Consider the following 24,070-nt stretch of genomic DNA (forward strand, 5'->3'; position numbering starts at 1 on the left):
CGCCGCGATGCGCAGACGGTTGCCGCACTCCGCGCCCAGGTCAAGACGACCCAGGAAACGCTGGATCTGTCGACCGCCAGCTACAAGGACGGCGCCTCCTCGCTGCTCGACGTCCTCGACGCCCAGCGTCAGGTCTCGCTCGCCCAGGCCAGCCTGGCCGCAGCCGTCCAGCAGATGGCAACCGACTACGTTGCCCTCAACGTCGCCATCGGCGGCGGCTACAACCCGGGCGGCAACACCGCCCCGGTCAAGCAGGTCGTGGCGAAGGCAAACTGAGACGACAACAGCAATTGAGAAAAAGCCCCGGTTCGCCGGGGCTTTTTTTGTTTCTGCCCGCGATTGCGGAAAATCGCAAAGCGGCGCAAGATTGGATTCGACAACGACGACGACGTCATGTACGCATTGGTTAAACGATTAATCCAATCCGTCTGATATCATGCCTCCAGCCCGACCGGGACCAAATCTGAGCAGGATCGCAACGTCGCTTGGCGTCTCCGTCGCGACGGTGTCGAACGCGCTCTCGGGAAAGGGCCGTGTATCCGAACAGCTCGCCGAGCGGATTCGCGAACACGCGGCCGAGATGGGCTATGTCCCGAGCCAGGCGGCGCGCGCGCTGCGCACCGGCCGCAGCGGCGTCATCGGCCTTGTCCTGCCCGATATCGCCAATCCGCTTTTCCCCAAGCTCGCGCAGGCCATTGAATTCGCCGCCACATCGGCCGGCTACGGCGTCCTCATCGCCGACTCCCGCGGCAACATCACCGCACAGACGGAAGCCATCAACCGGCTGGTCGAGCGCGGCGTCGAAGGTCTTGTCATCGTGCCGCGCCGCGCGACCCGCATCTCGGCCGCGAGCTGTCCGGTCGCCGTCATCGACACGGCCTCGACACCCGGCAACACGGTCGCCGCCGACCACTGGCAGGGTGGCCGCGATATAGCCGATCATCTGGCCGAACTCGGCCACAAGCGCATCCTCGTGATCGGCAACAATCCCGAATCCAACGTTCAGAACGATCGCGTCGGCGGCATTCGCTCCGGATTGCGCCCCGACATGCAATCCTCCACCCTTTGGGTCGAGCGCCTGGAACGCGAGAACGGCATGGGCTGCACGCTCGGCCTCGCCGAAAAGGTCCGCGAAGGCTACACCGCCTTCGCCGCGCTGTCGGACCTGCAGGCGCTGAGGGCGCTCACCGAACTGCAGCGCGACGGCATTGTCGTTCCCGACATGGCAAGCGTCACAGGCTTCGACGACCTGATCTTCTCCCCCGTGATCACGCCGAGCCTGACGACGGTGGCGATGGACATGGCGACGATCGCCGATGTCGCCATCTCGTCGCTCCTGAAGACCATACAGGCAAGCGGCAGCCGCGACGGCGTGCTTGTCAGCGCCGACACCGATCGGGTGCCCATGCAGCTGATCGTTCGCCAATCATCGGGTCCAGTCGATCCAAGCAATCGCGGCCCAAGCAAACCGGACCTAGCCTCTCAGACGGAGAACTCCTGACATGAAGCATGCCCTCATCGCCTCGGCGGCCCTTCTGGCCCTGACACCGGTTGTCGCCAGCGCTCAGGAAAAGACGCTCACCATCTCCGTCTACGCCTTCGCGCAGGATGACTTCAAATCGATCGTCTACGACCCCTTCGAAGCCAAGTGCGGCTGCAAGCTGGTAGTTGAAACCGGCAACAGCGTCGAGCGTCTGGCGAAAATGGAGGCCAACAAGGCCAACCCCGTCGTCGACATGGCCGTCGTCTCCATGGCCGATGCACTGTCGGCCACCCGCAAGGGCCTGATCGACAAGATCGACACCGCGAAGCTCACCAATTTCGGCAAGCTCTACGACCTCGCCAAGGATCCGAACGGCGACGGCATGAGCGTCGGCTACACTTTCTACGCCACCTCGATCGCCTACCGCTCCGACAAGATGAAGATCGAGAGCTGGGCCGATCTGCTGAAGCCCGAATATGTCGGCCACGTCGCCTTCCCGAATGTCACCACCAATCAGGGCCCGCCGGCGCTCTACATGCTTGGCCTCGCGCTCGGCAAGGACAGCCCGGACCTGAAGGCGCCGATCGAAGCCGTAGGCGAAAAGAAGGACGACATCGTCACCTTCTACGAGAAGTCCTCGCAGCTGGTGCAGCTGATGCAGCAGGAAGAAATCTGGGCCGCCCCGATCGGCCGCTTCTCCTGGGCTGGATTCACCAAGCTCGACGTCCCCGTCTCCTGGGCAACGCCCAAGGAAGGCCAGACGGGCGGCATGAACGTCATGGTCATGACCAAGGGCTCGAAGAACCAGGATCTCGCGCTGCAGTTCATGGATTTCTGGCTCTCCACCGAGATCCAGACCAAGCTCGCCGAAAAGCTGGTGGATAGCCCGGCCAACAAGGAGGTGAAGGTCTCCGACGAGGCCGCCAACAACCTCACCTACGGCGAAGACACGGTGAAGAACCTCAAGCTCATCCCCTCCGCTGCCGCCCTCGATAACCGCGCCGGCTGGCTGAAGGATTGGAACGACACGGTCGGCCAGTAGCGGTCGAGAGACACCGAAACGGCTCCGGCACCGGCCGGAGCCGCCTTATGCGATTGCTCTGAAAGACGCCTCATGTTTCAAAACCGCACGGAAGCCCTGGCGCTTGCCCTGCCCGCGGCCCTGTTCGCCGCGCTGGTCTTCCTGCTGCCCGTCGTCATCCTTCTCTCCGAAGGCTTTCACATCGACGGCAGCTGGACGCTCAGCGCCTATACCGGCTTCTTCTCGCAATCGCTGAACCGCACGGTCTTCCTGCGCACCTTCAAGCTTGGCCTCGAAGTGACCGCCGTCTCCGCCGTCATCGGCTATGCTGCGGCATTCGCCATCGTCAACCTGCCGCCGAAGGGCAAGGGCCGGATGATCGGCCTCGTCACCCTGCCGCTGATGATCTCGCCGGTTGCCCGCACCTATGCCTGGATCGTCATCCTCGGCCGCACGGGCATCGTCAACCAGGCGATCCAGGGCCTCGGGCTCAGCGACAGCCCGCTGCGCCTGCTCTTCACCGAGACCGCCGTCTTCATCGGCCTGCTGCAACTCTTCCTGCCGCTGATGATCCTGTCCCTGATCAGCGCGCTCGAAAACATGCCGAAGGACGCCATTCCCGCCGCCCGCGTGCTCGGCGCCAACTGGTTCCAGGTCTTCTGGAAGGTGATCCTCCCTCTCACGCGCGAAGGCCTCGTCGTCGGCGGCACGCTCGTCTTCACCGGCTCGCTCACCGCATATATCACCCCCGCCGTGCTCGGCGGCTCCAAGGTGCTGATGCTGGAGACCTTGCTCTACCAGCAGGTCTCGGTCGCCAACGACTTCGTCGCCGCCAGCGTCATCGCCTTCATGCTGATCGTCATGAGCTTCGCCGCCAACATCCTGCTCAAGCGTCTGGCTACAGCGAGGAACAAGCGATGACACCACGCATCCTCTCGCCGCTGGTGCTCGGCCTGCTGCTGATCTTCCTGATCGGCCCTTTCTTCATCATCATCGCCGCCTCGCTGTCGGCGGGCGACACGCTGGCCTTCCCGCCGCAGGGCCTGTCGCTGCGCTGGGTCTTGAAGGTCTTCACCATCGACAGCTTCCGCGACAGCTTCGCCATGTCGATGCTGCTTGCCGTCGGCGGCACGCTGGCAGCCCTTGTCCTCGGCATCCCCGCCGCCTACGCTCTGTCGCGCTACAAGCTGCCGGGCGCGGAAACCATCCGCACCATCGTCTCGCTGCCGATCATCGTGCCGGGCATCATCGTCGGCCTCGCGCTGCTGCGCTATCTGGTCGTGCCCTTCGGCTTCAACATCACGCTGGCGCTGTTTTTCGCCCACACTGCACTGGTGCTGCCCTATGCCGTGCGCGTCGTCTCCGCGAGCCTAAACAACCTGCGCTCCGATATCGAGGAGGCGGCCGTCCTGCTCGGCTCGTCGCGCGCAGGCGCCTTCTTCCGCGTGGTGATGCCGAACATCCGCGGCGGCATCCTCGCCGCCTTCATCCTCGGCTTCGTCACCAGCTTCAACCAGGTGCCCGTCTCGCTCTTCCTGTCAGGTCCCGGCGTCCGCACGCTGCCGATCGACATGCTGGGTTATATGGAAACCACCTACGACCCGTCGATCGCCGCCCTTTCGGCGCTGCTCGCCTTTCTGTCCATCGGCATCGTCTTCCTTGCCGAACGCTTCCTGGGGTTCTCTCGCTATGTCTGACACCTATCTGCAACTCGACAAGCTGACGCTTGCCTACGGCGATACGGTCGCGGTGAAGGATCTCGATCTCTCGATCAGGAAGGGCGAGCTCGTCGCCCTGCTGGGCCCCTCGGGCTGCGGCAAGACCACGACGATGCGCTCGATCGCCGGCCTGCTCAACCCCGCCTCCGGCCGCATCACGCTCGATGGCGCCGATATCACCAGCGTCTCCGCCAACAAGCGCAATATCGGCCTGGTCTTCCAGTCCTACGCGCTGTTCCCGCATCTCACCGTCTATGAAAACGTCGCCTTCGGCCTGCGTCTCAAGGGCGTCAGCGGCCAGGATCTCGACGCAAAGGTAACCGCTGGCATCAAGTCCGTCGGCCTCGCCAGTTTCGCAGCCCGCAAGCCGGGCGAACTCTCCGGCGGCCAGCAGCAGCGCGTGGCGCTTGCCCGCTCCATGGTCATGGAGCCCAAGGTGCTGCTCCTCGACGAGCCGCTCTCCAACCTCGACGCCCGCCTGCGCCTGGAAATGCGCGCCGAGCTGCAGCGTGTCCAGAAGGAAACCGGCGTCACCATGATCTTCGTCACCCACGACCAGATCGAGGCGCTGGCGCTCGCCGACCGGATCGTGGTGATGCTGAACGGCGGTATCGAGCAGATCGGCACGCCGGAAGAAATCTACAACAAACCCGTCTCGGCCTTCGTCGCCGATTTCGTCGGCTTCGAAAACGTCTTTGCGCTGGAAAACGGCAAGCTCGCGACATCCAACTCACTCGTCGAGCTTTCCGCCCCAGCGCCGCAGGCCGCCAAAGGCCTGGCCTGGCGTCCGCGCATGGTGATCCTTGGTTCAGGTCCTTTCCAAGGCACCGTGCGCGGCACCTCGTTTGCCGGCAACGTCAGAGAATATCTGCTCGACACGCCGCTCGGGCCCATCAAGGCCGAGGTCGATGCCGCCGAGCCGAGCCACGCCATCGGCTCCACGCTTGCCTTCGATCTGCCGCTTGGCGCCGCTGCCCCCCTCTCTCGCTACAGGTAATATCATGGGCGTCTGGATCGACACCGACATGGGCTTCGACGACATCGCCGCCATTCTGGTCGTGGCGCATGCCAAGCTTGACATCGCAGGCATCTCGCTGGTCTTCGGCAACACGCCGCTGCCGCAGGTGCGCTTGAACGCAGCCGGCGCCGCAAAGGCCTTCGGCTGGACCTTCCCGATCCACTCCGGCCGCGCCTCAGCCGTGCTGGGCGAGATCGAGACCGCACAAGCGATCCTCGGCGAAACGGGCATCCCGACATCGGGCAAGACGCTGCCCGAAGCCGCCGCCCTGCCCGACAGCGACGCCTTCGCAGCACTCTGCAACTGGCTCGAACAGGACGGTCCGCACCGCATCCTGGCGCTCGGCCCGCTGACGAACATCGCAGCCCTTGCGCTCGCCCGCCCCGATCTCGCCGCCCGCATCACCGAGCTCACCTGGATGGGCGGCGGCGTCACGGCTGGCAACCACACGGCATCCGCCGAGTTCAACGCGCTGGCCGACCCCGAAGCACTCGCCATCGTCATCGCCTCCGGCCTGCCGCTGCGCATGGTCGATCTCGACCTCTGCCGCAAGGTGATCGCCATGCCCGATGACGTCGCCCCGATTCGCAAGGCCGGCGGCGCCAACGCCGAGATGCTCGCCGATTTCCTAGACGGCTATATCGGCATCGGCACCAGCCGTGGCCGCGCCGGCATGGCGATCTACGACCCCTGCGCCGCCGTCGCCTTCGCCCACCCCGAGATCGTCACCTTCCGCGCCGCCCGCATCGACGTCGAGCTGCAGGGCAAACTCACGCGCGGCCGCACCGTGGTCGAAACCCGCGCCACCCATGCCAAGCCGAACGCCGACTATGCCGTCGAGATCGACAGCGAAGCCGCCCGCGCCACCATCCTCGGCGCGCTCCAGCAGGAGGCAGCCCGATGAGCCAGTTGGAACCGATGGACCTCAGCGATCCCAAACTGCGCGCCCGCGCCGTTGCCGCCGCGCGCGGCGATGCGCCCTTCGACGTGTTGATCACGGGCGGCCAGCTGCTCGACGTCGTCACCGGCCTGATCCGTGACGCCGATATCGGCCTCGTCGGCCCGCTGATCGCAAGCGTTCACACGCCGCAGAGCCGCAAGGACGCCGAGGAGACGATCGACGCCCGCGGCAGCATCATCGCCCCCGGCCTGATCGACACCCACATGCACATCGAAAGCTCGATGGTCACCCCATCGGCCTATGCCGCCGCCGTCCTGCCGCGCGGCGTCACGACTGTTGTCTGGGACCCGCACGAATTCGGCAATGTCCACGGCATCGATGGCGTGCGCTGGTCGATCGAGGCAACGCGCGGCTTGTCCCTGCGCACCATCCTGCTTGCCCCCTCCTGCGTGCCCTCCGCGCCGGGCCTCGAGGTCGCGGGTGCCGATTTCGACGCTTCCGTCATATCGGAACTGCTCCGCCGGCCCGAGATCGGCGGCGTCGCCGAAGTCATGAACATGCGCGGGGTCATCGAAGGCGATCCCCGCATGACCGGGATCGTCAATGCCGGTCTTGCATCCGGCAAGCTGGTCTGCGGCCACGCGCGCGGACTTGAAGGCAGCGATCTCAACGCCTTCATGGCGGCGGGCGTCACCTCCGACCACGAGCTCACCTCGGCCGACGATCTCTTGCTGAAGCTCGCCGCCGGCCTGACGATCGAGCTGCGCGGCTCGCACGATCACCTGCTGCGCGAATTCGTGGCGGCGTTGAACGGCATCGGCCACCTGCCGTCCACCGTGACGCTCTGCACCGATGACGTCTTCCCCGACGAGCTCCATTACTGTGGTGGTCTCGACGACGTCGTGCGCCGTCTGGTCAGCTACGGCATGAAGCCCGAATGGGCGCTGCGCGCCGCGACCTTCAACGCCGCCCAGCGCCTGCGCCGCCCCGACCTCGGCCTCATCGCCGCCGGCCGCCGCGCCGATATCGTGCTGTTCAGGGATTTCACCGAGTTCGAAACATCGGCCGTCTTCGCCAATGGCCGCCTCGTCTCACGCGACGGCAAGATGGCGATCGATCTGCCGGCCGTCGACAGCGCGCCGCTGCAGCACTCTGTCAAGCTCTCCGCTCTGACCGAAAACGACTTCCGCATCCCCTCCGAGGGCCGCCGCGTCCGCGTCGCCACCATCGACCGCCCGCGCTTCACCCAATGGGCGCAAGCCGAGACCACAGTGGAGGACGGTTTCGTCGTCCCACCCGAGGGAAGCGCGATGATCTCCGTTGTCCACCGCCACGGCAAGGTCGACGCACGCCCGCGCATCGGTTTCCTCACCGGCTGGGGCACATGGCGCGGCGCCTTCTGCACCACGGTTTCGCATGACAGCCACAACCTCACCGTCTTCGGCGGCAATGTCCAGGATATGACCATCGCCGCCAACGCCGTGATCGCGGCCGGYGGCGGCATGGCGGTGGTGCAAGACGGCGAGATCAAGGTGCTCTTGCCGCTCCCCCTCTCCGGCCTCGTCAGCGAAGCCCCGCTCGAACAAACGGCAGAAACCTTCCGCGCCATCCGCCGCGCCATGGAAGACGTCGTCGACTGGCGGCCGCCCTATCTGGTCTTCAAAGCCTGCTTCGGCGCCACCCTCGCCTGCAACCTCGGCCCGCACCAGACGGATCGGGGGATTGCCGATGTGTTGACGGGGCGGGTGATGGAGACGCCGGTGATTGAGGTTTTGTAGGGGGTGTTAGGAATGGTTGAGGTTGTGCCGGGCGGCCCCCTCATCCGCCTGCCGGCACCTTCTCCCCGTTGGGGAGAAGAGACTCGTGGTGGCCAGTCGCCCAGATCTTTCTCGTTTGCGAAAAGGACGTCAAGATTGGGCGCGCCGGTGCGCCCAGCCCCTTCGCCCCAGCGGGGAGAAGTGCCGGAGCGACAGCGAGGCGATGAGGGGGCCACGGGCTCAGACGGTGCGCCTCCAGCAATCCGCACACCACAAAACCCCGCGCCCGAGCAAAGCCCGGCGACGGCCAGCTGAAAAACGGGAACGGGCAGGCGGCATCGTATAAAGTGGTGTGGGTATCAGGCGTTCCCACCTGCCCGATCGCGTCAAGATTTCCAGTTCGTCCGGGCCGACAGGAGCGTCTCTCGGCCTTTCCTTGCCGGATGGATATCAGGCCCTGACAGCCATCGATCCACCTGTGGCGACCATCACCAAACGCCGGATACCAAACTTGGCGTTACCGGTTCGCGAACCCGGCTCCCTGTCCGATGACATGGCCATTGTGGAGCGGCACCGGATGACGGGGATGAATGAGGACGACGATTCCGGCCAACGCGCTGATTACCAAGCGATATTCGTCGTGCGCGACACTAAATTTTGCCCGCCCGCCACAAACGGCACCCTCACCCCGCAGCCAACTCCCGCTCCACCAGCCGCGTCCAGAACGCCACGCCCGGCCCGATCGCATCATCGTTGAAATCGTAAGCCGTATTGTGATGCAGCGCGCCATCCACCGCCGGGCCGTTGCCGAGCCAGACGTAGCACCCCGGCGCCTGTTGCCCGAAGAAGGCGAAGTCGTCGCCCGCCGTCGAGGGCGGGAAGTGGGTCACGACCTTCTCGCCGAACACCTCTGAGGCCGCAGCCAATGCCCGCTCCGTCGCATCCCCATCGTTGACGACGGGCGGAATGCGCCGTTCGAAGCCGTAGTCGGCGGCAATCCCGAACATCGATGCCGTGCCCTCCGCCAACCGGCCGATCTCGTGTTCCAGCTGGTCGCGGACATCTGGCGAATAGGCGCGCGCCGTGCCGCCGATCTCGACGATATCGGGGATGACGTTGAGCGCCTTGGGATCGCCCGCCTGCAGCGAACAGGCGCTGACGACGGCCGGCTGCAGCGGATCGACGACACGGCCGACGATGGTCTGCAGCGATGAGAGGAACGTGCCGGCGGCGGTGATCGGATCGCGGCCGAGATGCGGCTTGGCGCCGTGCGTGCCGGTCCCACGGAAGGTGACGCGCCAGCTGTCGGAGGAGGCAAGCTGCGGCCCGGCGACCACAGCCATCTCATCGACAGCAAGCCCCGGCATGTTGTGCAGCCCGTAGACGGCATCGCAGGGGAAGAGCTCGAACAGTCCGTCCTCTACCATCCGCTTCGCCCCGCCGCGTCCCTCCTCAGCCGGCTGAAAGATGAAATGCACGGTGCCGGAAAAGCCGCGCGTGGCCGCGAGATGCCGGGCAGCGCCGATGAGCATCGTCGTGTGCCCATCATGACCGCAGGCATGCATCTTGCCTGGCACTGTCGACTTGTAGGGCCGATCGGCCATCTCGGGCATGGCGAGCGCATCCATGTCGGCGCGAAGCCCGATCGTCCGTGTGCCGTTACCCACCTGCAGCGTGCCGACGACGCCGGTGCCGCCAAGCCCGCGATGAACCTTGATGCCCGCCTCGTCCAAAAGTTTGGCGACGATGTCGCTCGTCCGCACTTCCTCGAATCCGAGCTCCGGATGCGCGTGCAGATCGCGGCGCAGCGCGGTGAGGAACGGCAGATCGGCTTCGATCTCGGCGGAAATGGGCATGCGATTGAGGATCCTGTAAACGCGATCGGGCGCCGGAGTGACGCCCGCGATAGACCCTGTTTATCAGGCAAACGGGCGGCGAATTCAACCTTTCGCGACTGCAGCATTGCGTCTTGCGGCGCCGTTTTCGCCGACCTCCCGCACTTGTGAACGCGCGGCGAATTTGCGGCATGAAGCGGCAACTTGACAGCAACGGGGCTTGGGTGACGTAATCCCGGCAACGCGAAAGGCCGAACGATGAGCGACGACCAGATCCCTGCCGATAGCAAGCTCACCAATTCGAAACGCCGCTGGGCCGACGAGGGCAAGTTCCTGACCGGCCGCACGAGCAGGCCGGAGACCGATCGGCTGCCGCCCGGCCAGCATCTCGTCAAGAACTGGCCGGTGCTCGATCTCGGCGAGCAGCCGGCCGTATCCACCGACACATGGCGGCTGGAAGTCGGCGGGCTGGTCGAGACCCCGCTTGATCTCAGCTGGGCCGCGTTTCAGGCGCTGGAGCAGAGTACCCGCGTTTCCGACATCCACTGCGTGACGACATGGTCGCGCTACGACAACAAGTGGAAGGGCGTCGCAACGCGCGATCTGCTCGACCTCGCCATGCCGAAGATGCAGGCGAGCCACGTCATGCTGACCAGTTATGACGGCTATACCACCAACCTGCCGCTTGCCGATTTCGCCGCCGAAGACGCCATTCTCGCCACCGCCTGGGAGGATCTGCCGCTGACCCGCGAACATGGCGGCCCGATGCGGCTGATCGTGCCGCATCTCTATCTGTGGAAGAGCGCCAAATGGCTGCGCCGCATCGACATCATGGCGGCGGATGCAGCCGGTTTCTGGGAGCGCAACGGCTACAGCATGTATGGCGACCCCTGGCGCGAACAGCGCTACGCCGACGATTGATCGGCCGGCATCCGCGAAGCCTCGCACGACGAAGATCGGCAAACGCGTTTAACGCGCATTCACTCCGGTGCAGCGCGAAGATTTACTCGCCTCTACATTGAATATTCTGTTCAAACGAATCCTTTGGTGTAAGTTGGCCGCAGAATGGTGCACCGCATGAACCCATCCTGGGTTGTTCGATTAACCTGTCGCACATTTCACGCCTGAGTTGATGACCAAGGACACCACGTTTCACACCGTCACGCAGAAACTTCTCGACGCCTGGCTGAGCACGTCTCCAGACAAGCCCGGGCCGCCCGAGGCTGTTTATCGCGATGCGGTCGACCTCTTGACGATCAAGATGCGGCTGACGGTCATCGTGCTCGATGGCGAGGATCCGCTCGATTGGCAGCTGCAGGGGGTCCGCTCTTCCGGCTTCGCCTCGCGCATCCTCAACATCAACAAGCTCTTCGCGAACCAGCGCATCGGCGATTTCAAGGATCGCAACTACATGGAGACGGCGGTCATTCCACGATATCGCGAGGTGATCGCCTCGCAGAAGCCGTCGATGGAAATGGTCAAGACGACGCTGCTCGGCGTCAACATCGCCTATGAGCGCCTGATCCTGCCGCAACGGACGACCGAGGCCAGGCCGGCATGGCTGCTGACCGTCACCAACGGCCGCTTCATGTTCAACGCGCCGGAGCAGCAGGCCAAGCTCGACCTCACCGACGAGGCTGTGGTGCAGCTTTTGGCCGAGGGTGCGACCGCCAAGCAGATCGCCACCGAACTCGGCATCTCGCATCGCACGGTCGAGCACAGGCTGGAGCGGATGAAGGAGCGCTACGGCGCCAAGAACACGGTGCACCTCACCGCCATGCTGGTGGCGATGCACCTGCACCGCGAAACCGACCGGAACTAGCTCTTGTCGGGCGTCTTCGCGCCAAGCAACCGCCTACAACCCATCACGATCAGGAAGCAGAGAGCCGCAAGGCCGGTCAGCAATGCCATGCTGGCAGGGTGGGTGGGAATGTCGGCCCAATGCGGACGGATCACATCGGCCGTGTTGAAGGCCTCACCGCTGAAGGCGCAGGTGATCAGCGACAGTCCGCGCATGGTCATGGCGACATCGATCTCGGAGACGATCGCCCCCGCCGCGTCAGCCTCGCGCGGCATGTCGCGCAGCTTGAGCAGCACCGCCTTGGTGGCGGCCAGATAGGCGTGCGAGCATTCGTTGAAGGGGCTCGCCTCATCCGTCACGCCGCCCGGCATCTTGCCCCAGAAGCAATAGGCATACTGGATTGCGGCATAGTTCAGCACGCGACGGAACGGCTCGTCGGTATCGGTGGCGCGCGACGCGAGGTCGATGATGGCGGCCCGATGCTCGGCCATCACGATCATCTCGCCATGCGATATCTCGGGAATGGCGAGACCGGTGTGCGGCCCGTCCGTGCTGCGCTGATGCGCAAACGCGTGCCCGCCGGCGGCAAGAAGCGGCAGGATGAGGCACAATAAAAGACGGGCGGATCGAGAGATCATGTCGGACAAAAGCCCCGGCCGAACCGGGGCTTTCCTTTTCGTCAGTGAAGAACCGGCGCGGCCGGCCGGCGAACGGCCGAGGCAACCGCCAGCTTGCGCTCGGCAAGCGCCCCGAACGCCAGACCGATCACGGTCCACAGGATCGCATGCATGCCGATCGAGGTGGTGCGGAACTGCCAGAGCACCATCGCCGAATAATTCTCGGGCACCTCGTTGATCGCGGGCAGCAGATACTGCACGACGCCGATGAAGAGCACGTAGGCAAATCCTGCGATGATCGCGCCGTTCCACGCGCCGAACTTGGGCGCCAGCCGCCGAGCCAGCGAGATCGCGGCAATCAGCGCGGCGATCGATACCACGATCATCAGGAAGAACAGCTCGGTTCTGACCCCGATCGTATCCGGATTGCCGACCGCGGGCGGATTGGCGGGATACTTGATGTTGGGCACGATGACGATGGCAACGAAGGCGGCGGCCGCGATGACGGCCGAAGTCGCCCGCGCGCTGAGCGTGCTGACGCGGCCCTGCACGAAGGCGAAGATCAGCGCGAAAATGCCGCCGACGGCGATCGCATAGGCCATCACGCCCGTGAACAGGCCGATACCCGCCTGTGTGGCGCGGCTCACCAGTTCCGGCTCGGCCGCTTCACCGGCCGCCTGTGCTGCCGCCTCTTCGAAACCGATCGCCTGATCGACGAGCGGCTCGCCGAACGTATGGGCAAAGGCAAACACCAGGACGCCAGCGATCAGGCCCGCCAGCATGCCGCGAAGCAAAAGTCTTCCAACCATGTCTCAAACTCCCCAAGAGCATGCCGCGCAAAAGCGCGTAGCGATTTTGCGGCAACGACATGCGATAAAACAAAGACTTAAATCGTGAGAAGCGAATCCGAAGGATCGCGACACGATTTAGTGGCAGGGAAAGCCGAGCAGGTGTCGGCCGTCATGCACGAATTCGTGCACATACATGCCGTTGAACAGCGCCATCGCGCCTTCTTCGGTGCCGACGAAATAGATGGCGATCAGCATCAGCAGGCCGCCGAAAATGGCCCATGGCAGGATGTCGCCGACGGGAATGGGAGCAGCCACCGAGGTGGGCGCGAGCGTGGTATGAGACATGAATTCCTCCTGGAAAAACGCGTTCAGTCGAGAATGTTCGTGGGTAGGGTCTGACTTCCAGTTTGAGGTATCCTCATCCTGATCACAGTGGCGCGACCGCACCGGAATTTCACCGGCTTCCAAACCTACGAGATCAACGTTATAGCTGCGGCCCTCGACCTGTCAACGCGCTGTCACACAAGGGCACTGCTACAGAAGGGCAGCGCTCGCATGACAAGGAAAAAGCCAGCGTGATGACGCGTCTAACCTTCATCTGCCACGGCGCCACCGACGCTGTCAGGCAGGCTCGCTTCCCGCTCGACGAGGCGCTGGAGAACAAGGCGATCATCGAGGCCCGCGCGCTGGCGCCGACGATGCCGCGCGCCGACCGCATCATGACCAGCCCCGCGCTGCGCGCACGCCAGACGGCCGATGCTCTCGGGCTTGGCGCCGACATCGCCCCCGCTCTGGCCGATTGCGATTATGGCCGATGGGCGGGCCAGTCGATCATGGCGCTGCAGGAGAGCGAACCGGACGCCCTCTCCGCCTGGCTGACCGACACCGACGCGGCTCCGCACGGCGGCGAGAGCATCCGCGCCCTTCGCGATCGCGTCGCGCCCTGGATGCAGGCGCAGTCCACGCTCGGCGGCCACGCCATCGCCATCAGCCACGCCCCCATCATCCGCGTTGCGGTTCTCATCGCGCTGGGAGCGCCCTTGTCGTCCTTCTGGCATATCGATGTGGAGCCGCTCTCCGCGATCAGGATGACCAGCAACGGCACACGCTGGTCGCTGCGCTTCGACCGCGTGTAATTTCAATAGTTTCACATCCAGAAATTTAGATAAGCCTTGCGCAAGCCAATTGCGCAAAAGCTAAATCGCCTGGCTTCTCCAGGTGATAATCCTTCGTAAAAGGAGGCCTGACCATGTCTTACGACTGGAACGGGGCGCGGCTGAAACGCACGCGCCTCATGCGGTTTACGGGCGGCGCGATCTTTCTGTGCCTGGCCGTCACCGTATCCATGCTGATGCATCTGTAGAGCATGTGAATAGCGGGCGAACGACGATGTTCGCCCGTTTCCTTTCCCGTATTTCATTAGATACGGATACGCCTATGAGTAGGCGGAGATAACTAGAAGTCACCCCCTAGTTTCAACGGATACTTTAGACTTCCGTGCTATATCCCGCCAAGGTGGAGATGGAGTGGGGAGCATGCCGGTATTTTTCCGGAGCAGAGCCGGACGGCAGTGGCTGTCCCTGATGGCGCTTGGCGCGGCCTTGTGGGTCGTCGGCGCGGTGTTGCAATTCGGCGATCTGCTCGCCTTGTTCGTCCAGCAATTCGATAGCTACGGCGCCGACAAGCTGGTGCTGGCGCTCGCCGTCGCCGGCACGATGAGCTTCGTCTATTCCGTCCTGCGCATCACCGATCTCCGCAAGGAAATGGATCTGCGCGCCAAGGCGGAGGCCAAGGCCGACTGGACTGCGACGCACGACCACCTGACCAAGCTTCCCAACCGCTACGCCTTCGAACGCGCCGTACTCCTGCATCGGCGCGCGCAGATCGATGCATACAGCGACGAATGGGAGCGCAACGTCAGCATTTTCTGCGTCGATCTCGACGGCTTCAAGAAGGTCAACGACCTGATCGGCCACAATGGCGGCGATGCGCTTCTGGTCGAGGTCTCCAAGCGGATCTGCGCCATCGGCAGCGCCGATTCCGTTTATCGCTTCGGCGGCGACGAATTCATCATCGTCGCGACCGGCCTGTCGTCGCAGCATGAGGAGCGCCTGTCGCGACTGCTGATCCAGGCCGTCACGCGCCCGATCCACATCAATGGCTTTGCCGTCGAAGTCGGCGCCAGCGTCGGCTATGACCGCTGGCAGCAGGGCGAGCGGCTGGAAGACACCGCCCACCGCGCCGACCTAGCCATGTACGAGGCCAAATCGCGCGGGCCGAACAACTACCTCGCCTTCGAAGCCTCGATGCGCGACAAGGTGGCTCTCCGCGCTTCGCTTGAAGCGAAGCTCCGTGTCGCGATCAAGAACAAGGCGATCCGCCCGTTCTACCAGCCGCTGATCGATCTCAAGACCGACGAGGTCTGCGGTTTCGAGGCGCTTGCCCGCTGGACCGACGACGAAGGCAACAGCATTCCGCCCGCAGTCTTCATCGGCATCGCCGAGGAAACCGGGCTGATCACAGTGCTCTTCGAGGATCTGCTGAGCCAGGCCTGCAACGACGCGCTCGACTGGGACGATCACATCACGCTCTCCTTCAACGTCTCGCCGGTGCAGATGGAAGACCGTCTCTTGACTGCGCGCATCTTCAAGGCTCTGACGGTCAACAATCTTCCCGCCCACCGCCTCGAGATCGAGATCACCGAAAACGCACTGATCCAGGACCCCGCGAGCGCCGCGGCCGTGCTCGATGAGTTGCACGATGCTGGCGTGCAGATCGCGCTCGACGATTTCGGCACCGGCTATTCCAGCCTCTCCCAGCTCGCCAGCTACCGCTTCGACAAGATCAAGATCGACAAGAGCTTCATCGCCACCTACCGCGACGACGAGCGCCAGGAAAAGATCGTGCGCGCGATGCTGGCGCTTGGCGTCAGCCTCAACATCAAGACCACCGCCGAAGGCATCGAGGAGCCGCGTCAGCTGAACCACCTGCTCGAGCTCGGCTGCGATGTCGGCCAGGGCTACTTCCTCGGCCGGCCGATGCCTGCCGCAGATATAAGCGCATTCCTGAGCCAGAGAAACGCGACTCTGGCGGCCGAATAGGCACGCTCTCGGCCTTCCGCCGTAAAATTAGCCATTTGTGATGGAACCATTCGAGAAGTGGCGACGTTGGTACGTCGGGTCGCATAGGCGCCATTGTCTGCGGCATGCCGTTGGCGTGCGTAACGCAGCGATCCACGGTTGGGCACCGCGGTTCCCGATTGAAGTGAAGAGTGTACCCTTATTCATAGGAGAGGGATCTATCATGAATGTTCGCATCGTTACTGCGTCAGCAGCGATACTCATGCTTGCCGGGTCAGCCTCGGCGGCCGACCTTGTCTCCGAACCACCACCCGCACCCGTCGAGCAGGCAGCACCTGTCTTCACCTGGACGGGCTTCTACACCGGTCTTCAGGGCGGCGGCGCCTGGGGCAATGGTGATTTCTCCGGCATCGGCTCGTCCAACATGAATGGCGGCCTGATCACCGGCTTCGCCGGCTATAACTGGCAGCTGGACAACAGCATCGTGCTGGGTGTCGAAGGCGACGTTTCCTATAACTGGAACTCCGAAGACGTCGGCGTCAACAGCTACAAGTTCGATACGACGGGATCGGTTCGCGCCCGTGTCGGTTATGCGCTTGACCACGCCCTGCTTTACGGCGCGGCCGGCTGGACCGGTGCCCGCGGCCATGTCGATACGCCTCTCGGCAGCGACAGCGCCACCTTCTCCGGCTGGACGGTCGGCGCCGGTGTCGACTACGCCTTCACCGACAACATCTTCGGCCGCCTCGAATATCGCTACAACGATTACGGCAGCAAGGATCTTCTGGGCGTCGATACCGACTTCAACCAGAACGTCGTGACCGTCGGCGTCGGCTTCAAGTTCTGACCCAACGTATATCAAGGCGGCACGCCGCCTGTCGAAAGAGCCCGGTCCTGCACCGGGCTTTTTCGTGTCGGGAGCAGGCGGAGCGGCGCGGGCGCGTTTCAGGCTTGCGTCAGTTGAGCGGGCTATGCGGCGCCTGGGCTGACAACCGAAAGCGATCCGCATGCCGCTTGAAACGCACACCGCGATATCCTCCTCCCCGCAATCCTATTCGCTCGCGCAACGCATCCTGCATTGGCTGACGGCACTGCTCGTCTTCTTCAACCTCCTCCTCCCCGACGGCATGAATGCCTGGCATCGCAGCATGCGCCTCAACGGCAGCGCCACCGCCGACCAGATCGCAAGCGCCAACATCCACGCATGGGCCGGCATCGCGATCCTCGTCGCCGTGGCGCTGCGTCTTGTCCTAAGGGCAACGCAGGGCGTACCGGCACACTCCCCGGACGAACCGCCCCTGCTACGCGCGGCAGCGAGCATCACGCATGGCCTGCTCTATCTTCTGCTGCTCACCATGCCGCTAAGCGGAATGGCCGCCTACTATCTCGGGATAAGCGCGGCAGGCTCCGTTCATGCCGAGATATTGAAGGTCATCCTGTGGGCTGTGATCGGCCTGCACGTGCTCGGCGCGCTCGCCCACCAGTTCTACTGGAAGAGCGACAGGCTGCGGCGGATGACGGTCGGGTGAGTAAGGGTGGCCTCGACGCAAAGATCTGTGGGCTTCGCCTGATAGCACCCGCGATTTCCTTGTCCGACTCACCACCAGAAGGTAAGAAGGCGCTAATAGACGGCTGCGTTGACAGGCCGAACCGTTAGTACGTCCTCAACCTCTAACGCATAAAATCTCAATCAAATTCAGCAGCATAGACTGCCGCCGCGCGCCCCCGCGGCGAGCCGAAAGGTGTGATCATGCGGATATCATTCATGATTTCAGTATTGGCGACAATGCTGATGGCCTTCCCCAATACCAGCACGGCCGGCTCGACGCTGCGCGCATCCCGCTCGATCGGCGCGCCCATCGGCTTCCCCTCGGCCTGCACTCGCTATGCATGGCTCTGCCACAAAAACACCAGCAGCGGAGAGATGAGCGACGAGAAGGCGATGCCGCTTCTGAAGAAGATCAACCGTGATGCCAATTCGAGCGTCCGGCCGGCAACGGACTATGCCACGACGGGCAAGGCCGAATACTGGTCGCTGCCGATCAACAACAAGGGCGATTGTGAAGACTACGCGCTTCTGAAGATGAAATCCCTGCTCGACGCCGGCTTTCCCGCAAACAAGCTCGCCATCTCAGTGGTCATCGACCGCAACGGCGGCAACCACGTCGTGCTTCTCGCCCGCCTGAAGTCCGGCGACTATGTGCTCGACAATCTCGCGGGCAGCGTTAAGCCCTGGTCCAGCACCGGATACACCTTCCTCGCCAGCCAGAACTTCAACAACAAGAGCGCATGGCAGGTGACCCTTGCCGGACCGCGCGCGGCCCAGTTCTCCGGCACCTGAGAGCCTTCGGCCCAGACGTTGCCGCTAACCGCGCTTCTTGCCGAGCGCTGAAGCCTGAATGTCCAAACCCCAAAAGCCCGGGCACCTCGCCCGGGCTTGATGTTTGCGAGGGCGAAATGGCGCGGCCTTTGTAAACCGCCGCCATTTCCCCATCGAGGCATGTGCGACAAGCGCTTAGTTGTTGCTGCCGCTGCTGCCGCCGGCGCCACCCTGGCCGCCAGAGCCACCGGAACCGCCGCCGCCGCTGCCGCCGCTGCCGCCGTTGCCGCCAGCACCACCGTTGCCACCGCCGGGACCGCTGCCGCCGCCGCCGCCGCTGCCGCCGTTACCGCCGCCGCCGCCGCTGCTGCCGTTGCTGGAGCCGTTGCCGCCGTTGCCGCCGCTACCGCCAGCACCGCCGTTACCGCCGCCGTTGTTGCCGCCGTTGCCGCCGCTGCCGCCGGAGCCGCCGCCGCCGCCGCCGCCAGCGCCACTACCGCTGCCGCCGCTGCCGCCGTTGCCGCCGTTGCCAGCTGCACCGCCGTTGCCGCCGTGGTTGCTGCCGCCGTTGCCGCCGTTGCCTGCAGCACCGCCGTTACCACCGCTGCCGCCGCCGTTGCTGCCGCCATTGCCGCCAGAACCACCGTTGCCACCGCTTCCGCCGAAGCCACCGTTGTTGCTGCCGCCATTGCCGCCATTGCCGGCCTTGCCGCCATTGCCGCCGTCGCCGCCATGGTTGCTGCCGCCATTGCCGCCTTTGCCGCCGTTGCCGCCCTTGCCGCCGTTGCCACCGCGGTTGTTGCCGCCGGCGCCACCGTTGCCGGCAGCACCACCGTTACCGCCGTCGCCGCCCCACCAGTTGCCGCCAGTGCCGCCGCCGCCGCCGTTGCCGCCGTTGCCGCCCTTGCCGCCGCGGTCGTTGCCGCCGCGACCGCCGTTACCGGCTTTGCCGCCGTTACCGCCGTCACCGCCCCACCAGCTGCCGGCATTGCCGCCGCCGCCGCCGTTGCCACCGTTGCCGCCATCGCCGCCTCGGTTGTTTCCGCCGTTACCGCCGTTGCCGGCATTGCCGCCGTTGCCGCCCTTGCCGCCATGGTAGCTGCCGCCGTTTCCGCCGCCGCCGCCACTGCCGCCATTGCCACCGTTACCGCCGTAGTTGTCGCCGCCATTGCCGCCGTTGCCGGCATTGCCGCCGTTACCACCGCCTCCACCGCCACTTCCGTGGCCGTGGCCATGTCCGTTACCATTGCCGGGGTCGTTCCAACCACCGCCATTGTTGTTACCACCATGATGGCGGCCATGATGACGGCCTCTGCCGTTGCCGCCATCCTCGCCGCCAGGATCACTTACAACGGTGATCGGCGCGGCACTCGCGGTATCGCTACCGCCGCCGCTGCCACCACCATTGTTGCTGGAAGAACCATTGTTCCCGTTCCGACCACGGTCATGGTTGGAATCCGTGAAGGGGTTCACGTCAAAAATCGACTGCACCGGGAAGCACAGTCGCTCCTCAATCGATCCCGGCTGCACGCTTCTGCAATCGAGATTGAGCGCCTGAGCGCTCCCTAGGCTCGTTCCTGCCAGCAGAAATCCTACACTGACAGAGAGCTTCAATAGTGTTCTGTTCATTTCGCTCACTCCCATCGTTAACGTGGCGTTAACAGGGAATTTTTATATGAGTGAGCGGTAAATTAGGAAGGACAAATAAAAATGAGGAGCGTACTCAATTCGGCTGCAATTGCATTATTTAGTATAAAAGCATCATCTAATAGTAGATAATCGCGGAACCACTGAATAACTCCAGGAGCTTTATATGCGAAGAATTGCGGCCATTCTAGGTTTTGTTTTGAGTATTCCTTTAATTTCTAGTCAGAGTTTTGCAGGGTCCGAAATTCCCGCCAGCCGTTCTATCTCTCCACCTGTCGGCTTCGGCGCGGCCTGTGCCAAATATGGATGGGTCTGCCATGGAAAGGGCGGCGCCGATGTTGGCGACAAGGAAGCGCTGCGGGCACTCCAGGCGGTCAATCGCTACGTAAACGCCAAGGTGAAGCCGACCGAGGATCGGGTCACGAGCGGCCGTTCGGAGAACTGGACGCTGCCCGTCAACAACAAGGGCGACTGCGAGGACTATGCGCTCTTGAAGATGAAGACCCTGCTCGACATCGGCTTTCCGACCAGCAAGCTGGCGCTTTCGGTGGTGCTCGATCGTCGTGGCGAAAACCACCTCGTGCTCATCGCCCGTCTGAAGTCCGGCGACTACGTGCTCGACAATCTCGCCTACAACGTCAAGCCATGGCAGCGCACGGGCTATACCTTCCTCGCCAGCCAGAACTTCAACAGCAAGGCCAATTGGCAGGTGACATTGGCAGGGCCACGCGCCAGCCAGTTCATCAAGGGCTGAAAGGGCATTATCGGCGCGATCGACCGCTGAAGGCCGCAAAATGCGGCCTTCGCAACCAACGCTGGAATCTCGCACATAACGGGTACAATTCGATATGTTGCGGGCGAGACACACATCTCGCAATGCAGCATAGACGACCGCACTGCCGCATTTTTGTCATCGAACTGTCACCAACCTTCCGGTAGGCAACTTCCTATCAACAACGATAGGAACGCCCCCTATGACTATCCGTACCATCCTCCTTGGCTCCGCTGCCGCCATGAGCATCATGTCGACCGCGCAGGCCGCCGACGCCATTGTCGCGGCCGAACCCGAAGCCGTTGAATACGTCCGCGTCTGCGACGCCTACGGCACCGGCTACTTCTACATCCCCGGCACCGAGACCTGTCTTTCGGTCGGCGGTTACATCCGCGTCGAAGAACGCTTCGGCCGCAACGTCTCCGGTACGTCCGACTGGAACTCCTGGACCCGTGGCCAGGTCACGCTGAGCTCCAAGAGCGAAACCGAATACGGCACGCTGACCGGCGTCATCACCATGCGTACCAACGCTGAAAACGCCTCCACCCAGACGGCCCTTCTGCAGGAAGGCTATATCGACCTCGCCGGCGTGCGCGTCGGTATGCAGTATTCCTGGTGGGATAACGACCGCAGCATGGGCACCGGCGAGACCGATGTGATCTCCAGCAACCAGACGATCCACAACTCGATCCGCTACATGTACGAGACGCCGAACTTCAGCGCCGGCGTTTCCGTCGACGAACTGGAAGATCGCTACCGCACCAAGCCGGGCGAAAGCCCCAATAACATCGGCGTCACCGGCCAGCTCCTCGGCAAGGCCGGCGCAGTCAGCGGCTACCTGCTCGCCGGCTACGACACCGACACTGAGGAAGTTGCGCTTCGCGGCATCCTGTTTGCCGACGTCGGCCCGGGCCAGCTCGGTGTTTATGGCCTGTGGGCCAGCGGCGCCAACTACTACTACGAGGAGTCCGAGTGGGCGCTCGGCGCGCAATACGCCTGGAAGGCCACCGACAAGCTCTCGATCATCCCCGGCTACCAGTATTTCAGCAAGATCTCGCTGGATTCGAATGGCGAATTCACCGGCGGCGACGCCTGGCGCGCCGGCGTGACCGTCGATTACAAGGTTGCGACCAACCTGCTCACCAAGCTCAGCGTCCAGTATTACGATCCTGACAACGCGCCCGAGCAGGTCCAGGGCTTCCTGCGCTTCCAGCGCACTTTCTAAGCAAACGCAAAACGACGTGGGCCGCGCTTCGGCGCGGCCCACTCTTCTTGGTCCCCTCTTGAGGTGCATCAGCCGTCAAGCCGGGCCAACCTGACAGGCAAGCCGCCTCGACCGCTTCGTCGCCATCGCCGACCTACGCGCGGCCAACGTCGCCTACCGCGATCGCGACAATTCCAAGCACATAAATCAACGACCGCACGGTCTATCCTGCGACACCGAAAACAGTCACCTGCCCCGGAAACGGATCTCAGGCAAGATGGTCGCCGGCTTCTCGCGGGAGACAAACAAGTTGCATCGACGCCACGCAATAGCCGGCTCAGGACTGAGAAAAGGCGAGGAAGTGTTTTTTTGGTGGCGGAACAATGCGATCCGCCCTATCGTTTCCTCTAGGCAATGGAGGTTGCCGAAGGAGGAAAACATGAACGATAGCGTTTTTGGCTTTCTGGTCGCTGCGGAAATGTCCGCTTTGTTTTGGGCTGGTGTATTCCTGGTGGCCGGCACATTGTCTTAAGACGGTGTTATCACCGGAAGAATGGTAGCGGGGGGCGGAATTGAACCGCCGACCTCAGGGTTATGAATCCTGCGCTCTCACCAACTGAGCTACCCAGCCAAACCACCTAACGATGCCGTTTGCGACGCGCCCGGCTCGTTGAATGAGCGGCTTATAAGGCGGCCTTAACGGTCATGTCAAGCACATGATCGAGAAAATCACCGGGCATTTGTCACGCCGCCACCGCACCTTCAAGAAGCGCCTTCAGCGACGCTTCCGCCGCCGGCTCGCGCTCAGAGCGCTCGATGAAACCACCGCCATAGACGCGCGCATTGTCGCCCGGCGCCGAATAAAGCGCGCAGGCCTGACCGGGCGCGACACCCGCTTCGCCCACCGCGAGATCCACGTAGATGCCGGTGTGATCGGCATGCAGCACGGCCGGCGTCGGCATGCGCGTCGAGCGCACCTTGGCGAAGCAGGCAAAGCCCTCGCCCCCAGCCGCCTGCGCAAGCTCCTCGTCTCCAAGCCAGTTCACATCGCGCAGATAGACGCGGTGCGTCTCCAGCGCTTCCTTCGGGCCAACGATGACGCGTCGCGAGCGGGCGTCGAGATAGACGACGTAGAGCGGCTCGCCGGTGGCAACGCCGATACCGCGCCGCTGGCCGATCGTGTAATGCAGGATGCCCTCATGCTGGCCGAGCACCCGGCCGTCAAGATGCACGATCTCACCCGCCAGCGCCGCGTTTGGCTTCAGCTTGTTGATGATATCGGTGTACTTGCCCTGCGGCACGAAACAGATGTCCTGGCTGTCTGCCTTCTTGGCGACGACGAGGCCCATCTCTTCGGCGAGCTTGCGGGTTTCCGCCTTCGGCAGCCCGCCGAGCGGGAAGCGCAGATAGTCGATCTGCTCCTGCGTGGTGGCAAACAGGAAGTAGCTCTGGTCGCGATCGGCATCAGCCGGGCGGTAGAGCGCGCGCCGGCCGGGATTGCCGGGGGCCGGGTTGGCGCCGGAGCGGATATAGTGACCTGTTGCCAGCGCATCGGCGCCGAGCTCGCGCGCGGTCTCCAAGAGATCGGCGAACTTGACCGTCTGGTTGCACGACACGCAGGGGATCGGCGTCTCGCCGGCGACATAGCTTTCCATGAACGGATTGATGACGGTGTCGCGGAAGCGCTTTTCGTAATCCAGCACATAGTGCGGAATACCGAGCGTTTCGCAGACCCGGCGCGCATCGTCGATATCCTGACCGGCGCAGCACGAGCCGGCGCGATGCACGGCCGCACCATGATCGTAGAGCTGCAGCGTGATGCCGAGCACATCATAGCCCTGCCGCTTCAAAATGCCGGCCACGACCGAGCTGTCGACGCCGCCAGACATGGCCACGACAACGCGCGTATCTTCCGGCCTCTTGTCAAAATCCAGTGTGTTCACGGGGGTGCTGCCAATTCAAAAGGGTATCTCGATCCGCCCTATCCTACAGAATTTTGGCGGATTTGCATCGCGACCAACGGGATCGACCGCCGGCTCTTGTCTGGCGGTGGATATAGAAAGGATTGGGGGCGGGTGCAAGGGGCGGTGATTTTGGGGTGGGGG

23 protein-coding genes and 1 tRNA gene are annotated in these 24,070 nt (G+C 63.7%); 17 read left to right on the top strand and 7 right to left on the bottom strand.

The annotated features are described in order from the left end of the window. From AC1DOG_RS21025 to AC1DOG_RS21060, 8 genes are all read left to right on the top strand, one after another. Positions 1-276 (top strand): TolC family protein (locus AC1DOG_RS21025; RefSeq protein ID WP_477930791.1); only part of this gene is annotated, 276 nt, incomplete at its 5' end. A 160-nt stretch (positions 277-436) separates the two neighbouring features. Next, on the top strand, positions 437-1,501 hold the full coding sequence (locus tag AC1DOG_RS21030) for a LacI family DNA-binding transcriptional regulator (RefSeq protein ID WP_477930793.1): 1,065 nt from the start codon (positions 437-439) through the stop codon (positions 1,499-1,501). A gap of 1 nt (position 1,502) precedes the next feature. Next, on the top strand, positions 1,503-2,525 hold the full coding sequence (locus AC1DOG_RS21035) for an ABC transporter substrate-binding protein (RefSeq protein WP_477930795.1): 1,023 nt from the start codon (positions 1,503-1,505) through the stop codon (positions 2,523-2,525). A 72-nt stretch (positions 2,526-2,597) separates the two neighbouring features. Next, on the top strand, positions 2,598-3,425 hold the full coding sequence (locus tag AC1DOG_RS21040) for an ABC transporter permease (RefSeq protein ID WP_018902537.1): 828 nt from the start codon (positions 2,598-2,600) through the stop codon (positions 3,423-3,425). Continuing rightward, positions 3,422-4,201, top strand: a complete 780-nt coding sequence (locus tag AC1DOG_RS21045; RefSeq protein ID WP_477930797.1) for an ABC transporter permease — start codon at positions 3,422-3,424, stop codon at positions 4,199-4,201. The genes AC1DOG_RS21040 and AC1DOG_RS21045 overlap by 4 nt, the downstream gene beginning before the upstream one ends. Then, positions 4,194-5,219, top strand: a complete 1,026-nt coding sequence (locus AC1DOG_RS21050) for an ABC transporter ATP-binding protein (protein ID WP_477930799.1) — start codon at positions 4,194-4,196, stop codon at positions 5,217-5,219. Before AC1DOG_RS21045 ends, AC1DOG_RS21050 begins: the two co-directional genes overlap by 8 nt. 4 nt (positions 5,220-5,223) lie before the next feature. After that, complete coding sequence (locus AC1DOG_RS21055) at positions 5,224-6,144, top strand: nucleoside hydrolase (protein ID WP_477930801.1); 921 nt, start codon at positions 5,224-5,226, stop codon at positions 6,142-6,144. After that, positions 6,141-7,919, top strand: a complete 1,779-nt coding sequence (locus AC1DOG_RS21060; RefSeq protein ID WP_477930803.1) for an adenine deaminase — start codon at positions 6,141-6,143, stop codon at positions 7,917-7,919. The genes AC1DOG_RS21055 and AC1DOG_RS21060 overlap by 4 nt, the downstream gene beginning before the upstream one ends. Before the next feature lie 662 nt (positions 7,920-8,581). Here AC1DOG_RS21060 and AC1DOG_RS21065 read toward each other — a convergent pair. Continuing rightward, a complete protein-coding gene (locus AC1DOG_RS21065) occupies positions 8,582-9,754 on the bottom strand; it encodes a M20 aminoacylase family protein (RefSeq protein ID WP_477930805.1) in 1,173 nt (390 codons plus the stop codon). 237 nt (positions 9,755-9,991) lie between these two features. On the opposite strand from AC1DOG_RS21065, the gene AC1DOG_RS21070 reads away from it, so the two are divergent. Continuing rightward, positions 9,992-10,654: a sulfite oxidase-like oxidoreductase gene (locus tag AC1DOG_RS21070; RefSeq protein ID WP_477930807.1), complete on the top strand. Its 663-nt coding sequence runs from the start codon at positions 9,992-9,994 to the stop codon at positions 10,652-10,654. 211 nt (positions 10,655-10,865) lie between these two features. Next, positions 10,866-11,555, top strand: a complete 690-nt coding sequence (locus tag AC1DOG_RS21075; RefSeq protein ID WP_477930809.1) for a helix-turn-helix transcriptional regulator — start codon at positions 10,866-10,868, stop codon at positions 11,553-11,555. On the opposite strand, the gene AC1DOG_RS21080 is transcribed toward AC1DOG_RS21075, so the two are convergent. The 3 genes from AC1DOG_RS21080 to AC1DOG_RS21090 all read right to left on the bottom strand — a co-directional run bounded on the left by AC1DOG_RS21080 (position 11,552) and on the right by AC1DOG_RS21090 (position 13,287). After that, the gene (locus AC1DOG_RS21080) at positions 11,552-12,172 is read right to left on the bottom strand and encodes a hypothetical protein (RefSeq protein ID WP_477930810.1); all 621 of its coding nucleotides are present in this window, start codon (positions 12,170-12,172) and stop codon (positions 11,552-11,554) included. The two genes, AC1DOG_RS21075 and AC1DOG_RS21080, sit on opposite strands and share 4 nt — an antisense overlap. Positions 12,173-12,213: 41 nt before the next feature. Then, positions 12,214-12,960 carry a CbtA family protein gene (locus AC1DOG_RS21085; RefSeq protein ID WP_477930812.1) on the bottom strand — a complete coding sequence of 249 codons (747 nt, stop codon included), beginning with the start codon at positions 12,958-12,960 and terminating at the stop codon, positions 12,214-12,216. Between the two features lie 117 nt (positions 12,961-13,077). Further along, complete coding sequence (locus AC1DOG_RS21090) at positions 13,078-13,287, bottom strand: CbtB domain-containing protein (protein WP_018902549.1); 210 nt, start codon at positions 13,285-13,287, stop codon at positions 13,078-13,080. Positions 13,288-13,517: 230 nt separating this feature from the next. Between AC1DOG_RS21090 and AC1DOG_RS21095 the strand changes: the two genes are divergently transcribed. From AC1DOG_RS21095 to AC1DOG_RS21115, 5 genes are all read left to right on the top strand, one after another. After that, on the top strand, positions 13,518-14,078 hold the full coding sequence (locus tag AC1DOG_RS21095) for a histidine phosphatase family protein (RefSeq protein WP_477930814.1): 561 nt from the start codon (positions 13,518-13,520) through the stop codon (positions 14,076-14,078). Positions 14,079-14,477: 399 nt separating this feature from the next. Beyond that, a complete protein-coding gene (locus AC1DOG_RS21100; RefSeq protein WP_477930816.1) occupies positions 14,478-16,043 on the top strand; it encodes a putative bifunctional diguanylate cyclase/phosphodiesterase in 1,566 nt (521 codons plus the stop codon). A 202-nt stretch (positions 16,044-16,245) separates the two neighbouring features. Next, positions 16,246-16,869: an outer membrane protein gene (locus tag AC1DOG_RS21105; protein ID WP_112944403.1), complete on the top strand. Its 624-nt coding sequence runs from the start codon at positions 16,246-16,248 to the stop codon at positions 16,867-16,869. Positions 16,870-17,029: 160 nt separating this feature from the next. Further along, positions 17,030-17,551, top strand: a complete 522-nt coding sequence (locus AC1DOG_RS21110; RefSeq protein ID WP_477930818.1) for a cytochrome b — start codon at positions 17,030-17,032, stop codon at positions 17,549-17,551. A 236-nt stretch (positions 17,552-17,787) separates the two neighbouring features. Then, positions 17,788-18,363: a transglutaminase-like cysteine peptidase gene (locus AC1DOG_RS21115; RefSeq protein ID WP_477930820.1), complete on the top strand. Its 576-nt coding sequence runs from the start codon at positions 17,788-17,790 to the stop codon at positions 18,361-18,363. Positions 18,364-18,537: 174 nt separating this feature from the next. On the opposite strand, the gene AC1DOG_RS21120 is transcribed toward AC1DOG_RS21115, so the two are convergent. After that, positions 18,538-19,971, bottom strand: coding sequence for a hypothetical protein (locus AC1DOG_RS21120; RefSeq protein WP_477930822.1), 1,434 nt, complete (start codon positions 19,969-19,971; stop codon positions 18,538-18,540). Between the two features lie 184 nt (positions 19,972-20,155). Here AC1DOG_RS21120 and AC1DOG_RS21125 point away from each other — a divergent pair, with 184 nt between their 5' ends. After that, positions 20,156-20,743, top strand: a complete 588-nt coding sequence (locus AC1DOG_RS21125; protein WP_113008753.1) for a transglutaminase-like cysteine peptidase — start codon at positions 20,156-20,158, stop codon at positions 20,741-20,743. A 220-nt stretch (positions 20,744-20,963) separates the two neighbouring features. After that, entirely contained in the window at positions 20,964-21,986 is a 1,023-nt protein-coding gene (locus tag AC1DOG_RS21130; RefSeq protein WP_477930825.1) for a porin, read from the top strand. A gap of 533 nt (positions 21,987-22,519) precedes the next feature. Here the strand turns inward: AC1DOG_RS21130 and AC1DOG_RS21135 are convergent. Then, positions 22,520-22,596: transfer RNA gene (locus tag AC1DOG_RS21135), tRNA-Met, on the bottom strand. Between the two features lie 112 nt (positions 22,597-22,708). Then, positions 22,709-23,908 carry a tRNA 2-thiouridine(34) synthase MnmA gene (mnmA, locus tag AC1DOG_RS21140; RefSeq protein ID WP_477930827.1) on the bottom strand — a complete coding sequence of 400 codons (1,200 nt, stop codon included), beginning with the start codon at positions 23,906-23,908 and terminating at the stop codon, positions 22,709-22,711. Positions 23,909-24,070 lie beyond the last annotated feature (162 nt).

Source organism: Rhizobium sp. 01N48 (assembly GCF_056399145.1).

Coding starts and splice junctions, on each gene's coding strand:
- AC1DOG_RS21030 (WP_477930793.1), top strand. CDS start 437: ATGCCTCCAGCCCGACCGGGACCAAATCTGAGCAGGATCGCAACGTCG.
- AC1DOG_RS21035 (WP_477930795.1), top strand. CDS start 1,503: ATGAAGCATGCCCTCATCGCCTCGGCGGCCCTTCTGGCCCTGACACCG.
- AC1DOG_RS21040 (WP_018902537.1), top strand. CDS start 2,598: ATGTTTCAAAACCGCACGGAAGCCCTGGCGCTTGCCCTGCCCGCGGCC.
- AC1DOG_RS21045 (WP_477930797.1), top strand. CDS start 3,422: ATGACACCACGCATCCTCTCGCCGCTGGTGCTCGGCCTGCTGCTGATC.
- AC1DOG_RS21050 (WP_477930799.1), top strand. CDS start 4,194: ATGTCTGACACCTATCTGCAACTCGACAAGCTGACGCTTGCCTACGGC.
- AC1DOG_RS21055 (WP_477930801.1), top strand. CDS start 5,224: ATGGGCGTCTGGATCGACACCGACATGGGCTTCGACGACATCGCCGCC.
- AC1DOG_RS21065 (WP_477930805.1), bottom strand. CDS start 9,754: ATGCCCATTTCCGCCGAGATCGAAGCCGATCTGCCGTTCCTCACCGCG.
- AC1DOG_RS21070 (WP_477930807.1), top strand. CDS start 9,992: ATGAGCGACGACCAGATCCCTGCCGATAGCAAGCTCACCAATTCGAAA.
- AC1DOG_RS21075 (WP_477930809.1), top strand. CDS start 10,866: ATGACCAAGGACACCACGTTTCACACCGTCACGCAGAAACTTCTCGAC.
- AC1DOG_RS21080 (WP_477930810.1), bottom strand. CDS start 12,172: ATGATCTCTCGATCCGCCCGTCTTTTATTGTGCCTCATCCTGCCGCTT.
- AC1DOG_RS21085 (WP_477930812.1), bottom strand. CDS start 12,960: ATGGTTGGAAGACTTTTGCTTCGCGGCATGCTGGCGGGCCTGATCGCT.
- AC1DOG_RS21090 (WP_018902549.1), bottom strand. CDS start 13,287: ATGTCTCATACCACGCTCGCGCCCACCTCGGTGGCTGCTCCCATTCCC.
- AC1DOG_RS21100 (WP_477930816.1), top strand. CDS start 14,478: ATGCCGGTATTTTTCCGGAGCAGAGCCGGACGGCAGTGGCTGTCCCTG.
- AC1DOG_RS21105 (WP_112944403.1), top strand. CDS start 16,246: ATGAATGTTCGCATCGTTACTGCGTCAGCAGCGATACTCATGCTTGCC.
- AC1DOG_RS21110 (WP_477930818.1), top strand. CDS start 17,030: ATGCCGCTTGAAACGCACACCGCGATATCCTCCTCCCCGCAATCCTAT.
- AC1DOG_RS21115 (WP_477930820.1), top strand. CDS start 17,788: ATGATTTCAGTATTGGCGACAATGCTGATGGCCTTCCCCAATACCAGC.
- AC1DOG_RS21120 (WP_477930822.1), bottom strand. CDS start 19,971: ATGAACAGAACACTATTGAAGCTCTCTGTCAGTGTAGGATTTCTGCTG.
- AC1DOG_RS21125 (WP_113008753.1), top strand. CDS start 20,156: ATGCGAAGAATTGCGGCCATTCTAGGTTTTGTTTTGAGTATTCCTTTA.
- AC1DOG_RS21130 (WP_477930825.1), top strand. CDS start 20,964: ATGACTATCCGTACCATCCTCCTTGGCTCCGCTGCCGCCATGAGCATC.